Annotated in this window: 4 protein-coding genes and 1 pseudogene; 4 read left to right on the top strand and 1 reads right to left on the bottom strand. The window is 70.9% G+C overall.

Features of this window, described 5'->3' with window-relative positions:
- The 4 genes and pseudogenes from G6019_RS07375 to G6019_RS07360 all read left to right on the top strand — a co-directional run.
- Positions 1-189 (top strand): annotated as a pseudogene (locus G6019_RS07375) (DUF2993 domain-containing protein); the annotation flags it as partial.
- A gap of 10 nt (positions 190-199) precedes the next feature.
- Positions 200-1,030: a sulfurtransferase gene (locus tag G6019_RS07370; RefSeq protein WP_107755804.1), complete on the top strand. Its 831-nt coding sequence runs from the start codon at positions 200-202 to the stop codon at positions 1,028-1,030.
- Positions 1,031-1,077: 47 nt separating this feature from the next.
- Entirely contained in the window at positions 1,078-1,578 is a 501-nt protein-coding gene (locus G6019_RS07365; RefSeq protein ID WP_182613619.1) for a hypothetical protein, read from the top strand.
- Between the two features lie 119 nt (positions 1,579-1,697).
- The gene (locus tag G6019_RS07360; protein ID WP_182613618.1) at positions 1,698-2,387 is read left to right on the top strand and encodes an FABP family protein; all 690 of its coding nucleotides are present in this window, start codon (positions 1,698-1,700) and stop codon (positions 2,385-2,387) included.
- Between the two features lie 7 nt (positions 2,388-2,394).
- Here the strand turns inward: G6019_RS07360 and G6019_RS07355 are convergent.
- Positions 2,395-3,108: ATP-binding cassette domain-containing protein (locus G6019_RS07355; RefSeq protein WP_182627313.1), on the bottom strand; the 714-nt coding region annotated here is incomplete at its 5' end.

Below are 3,108 nucleotides of genomic sequence, written 5' to 3'. Positions count from 1 at the left end.
CCCTCCGGCCTCCCAGACCAGGATCCCGACCTGGCGCTGCGACGAACCGCGCTCACGCTCCCCCCGGACGTCCTGCCCCTCGGCGTCGCGGTGGAGACCCTCACCGTGAGGGGCGGGACGATCACCGCCGCGGGCACCGGCGCCCCGGGCGCAACGGCACTCGGGGGCCTGGCCCGACCGGACCACTAGACTCGCCGACATGAGTCGCGACGACGTACTGGTCAGCACACGCTGGGCCGAATCGCGCCTCGACGACGACTCGGTGGTCTTCCTCGAGGTCGACGAGGACGTGGCGGCGTACCACACGGACGGTCACATCCCCGGTGCCGTCGCACTGAACTGGCGGACGGAGCTGCAGGAGGAGTACGCGCGAGATCTCGTCGGCCGCGAGCGGTTCGCCGAGCTCCTGTCCGCACGCGGCATCACCCGCGACCACACCGTGGTGGTCTACGGCGGTAATCACAACTGGTTCGCGGCCTACGCGTACTGGTACCTGCGGCTGTACGGCCACGCCGACGTGCGACTGCTCGACGGGGGCAGAATGCGCTGGGAGCGCGACGGGTTGCCGCTCACGACCGATCTGCCCCGACGACCCGTGACCGACTACGTCGCCGACCCGCAGGACCTGTCGATCCGCGCGTTCCGCGACGACGTCCTGGCGGGCCTGGGCACCGACGCACTCGTGGACGTGCGCTCCGTCGACGAGTACACCGGCCGCCTCGCGGCGCCGGCCGGGTTGCCACAGGAGGGCGGTCGTCAGCGCGGCCACATCCCGGGCGCCGTGAGCATTCCCTGGAACCGCGCGGTGACCCGCGACGGCACCTTCCGGACGGACGCCGACCTCAGGGAGATCTACGCGGATCTCCTCGACCAGCCCGGCCGTCGCGTGGTGACCTACTGCCGGATCGGGGAGCGCTCCAGCCACACGTGGTTCGTCCTCCACGAGCTCCTCGACCAGCCCTCAGTGGTCAACTACGACGGCAGCTGGGTCGAGTACGGCTCGCTCATCGGTGTCCCCGTCGAGAGGTGAGGATTCTCCCCGCCCCGCCCGGGCGATCGAGTCGCTAATCTCTGGGCATGTCACTTCTCTCCAGAGCGCTCGGCATGGCCGCACGTGCCTCCGTCGTGGCGCTCGGCGCCTCCGTGGCCTCCGCCGTCCTCGTCGGCATCGACCAGCGTCGCGGTGCGGTCCCGCAGGTACCCGACCACCCCGGCCCGTACTCGCCCGCCGAGCGCGAGGCGGCGGTGCGGATGTACCTCACGGCGCTCACGCTCCCCGCGGCGGCGTTCCGGGTGCCCTTCGCCCCCGACTGCGTCCGTCGCGAGAACGGGTTCAAGACGGGGTTCGGCGCCGACCACCTCAGGTGGGACCTGCATCTGCACCTGCAGTACTCGACGATCCGGGAGGTGCGCGACATCGTCATCACCGTCGACCCCCCGGGGCGCGAGGGCGTCGTACACGCGGACTTCACCCTCGTGACCGTCGTGGGACTCCGGGCGCGGGTCAGCGAGGACTTCGTGGTCCCCTCGGACGACTGCCTCATCCACTCGATCGACGCCCGCATCTCACTCGGCTGACGGCCCCGGGGTTAGAATTACGCCATGGTGCTCTTCTTCGAGATCCTCCTCGTCCTCTGCACGCTGGCCATCCTGTGGGCCACCTGCTACATCGTGTACCGCACGGTGACCGACGAGTCGTGACGGACAGCGACCCCACCGGCGCGGTCGACCCCACGCCGTCCACCCCCGAGGGGGGAGACGGCGGTTCGGTCGTGCGCGGATCCGCGAACGCGGCGGTCGATGCCGCGGCGCGGCGTTCAGAGCAGACCGCCGGCCGGAACATCCCGGCCTTCTCCGAGCTCCCGATCCCCGAGGACACGGCCAACCTCCGATTCGGACCGGACCTGCACCCTGGCCTCCTCGCGCTGCTCCCCCTGGTGGGGGTCTGGGAAGGCGAGGGCGAGGCGGACACCGCCGACCGGGGGGAGCACCGCTTCGGCCAGCAGATCGTCGTGGCGCACGACGGGGAGAACTACCTGAGCTGGAGCTCCCGGGCCTGGACTTACGACTCGGGCGGAGCGGTGGACGACCCCGCCTACCGGGAGTCGGGATTCTGGCGGATCTCCGCCGACGACCGGCTCGAGTTCCTCGTGGCACACGCCTCCGGAGTGATCGAGATGTACTACGGCACGCCGATCAACCAGGCCGCGTGGGAGATGGCGACCGACGTGGTGTTGGCCTCCCCCACCGGCCCGGAGCGAGGCGGCGCAAAACGCCTCTACGGGATCGTGGAGGGCGGCGACCTGGGGTGGGTGGAAGAGCGCGTCCACCCGGAGCGGGGCCTGGTCCCGCACATGTCTGCGCGGCTGAGGCGGGTCGCCGGCTGACCGCTCCCTAGAGTTCGATCTCCTTCGTCGCCCTCACCCGGGTCGAGCGATCATGGGTGACCACGACGACCGCCCGGTCCGGCCCGAACAGACCGCCCGGACCGCACTCGCAGATCCGACGGAGGACCGAGCCCGAATCCCCAGCCTCGAGATGCTCGGTGGGCTCGTCGAGAATCACGACCGGCGCGGAGACCAGAAGGGCCCGCGCGAGCAGGATCCGTCGCCGCTGTCCGCCGGAGACGGCGTCACCCCCGCCCTCCAGCACCGTGTCCAGTCCGTCCGGCAGGCCGGCGACCCACCCGCCGAGACCGACCTCGTCCAAGACGCGCAGAAGCTCCTGATCGGTCGCATCACCCCGGGCCACGAGCAGATCGTCTCGTAGAGTGGTGGCGAACACTCTGGCGTCCTGGGCGAGGTAGATCACCTGCTCGCGACAGTGGGGTCGGTCGAGTCTCGCCAGGTCCCCTCCCGGCGCCCGCACGCGTCCGGTCAGAGGTGTGTCAAGCCCTGCCAGGACCCGCGCCAGCGTACTCTTGCCGGATCCCGACGGGCCCCGGATCACCACCCGGTCGCCGCGGCGCAGGACGAGCCCCAGAGGCGTCGAGTTCAGCGCTCGGTCGGCGTATCCCCAGCTCAGACCCGTCGCCAATAGGAGAATCTCGCCATCGTCCACGAGTGACGCGGCGGCGTCGTCCTCGACCTCCGCACCCGCACCGGTGGC

Source organism: Dietzia sp. DQ12-76, from assembly GCF_014145045.1.
Classification (GTDB): Bacteria; Actinomycetota; Actinomycetes; order Mycobacteriales; family Mycobacteriaceae; genus Dietzia.
The sequence above is the reverse complement of the archived record's forward strand: the minus strand, read 5'-3'. Positions and strand labels throughout refer to the sequence as shown.

What these genes read in the sequence shown, in the direction of transcription:
- G6019_RS07370 (WP_107755804.1), top strand. Translation starts at nt 200, where the DNA reads ATGAGTCGCGACGACGTACTGGTCAGCACACGCTGGGCCGAATCGCGC.
- G6019_RS07365 (WP_182613619.1), top strand. Translation starts at nt 1,078, where the DNA reads ATGTCACTTCTCTCCAGAGCGCTCGGCATGGCCGCACGTGCCTCCGTC.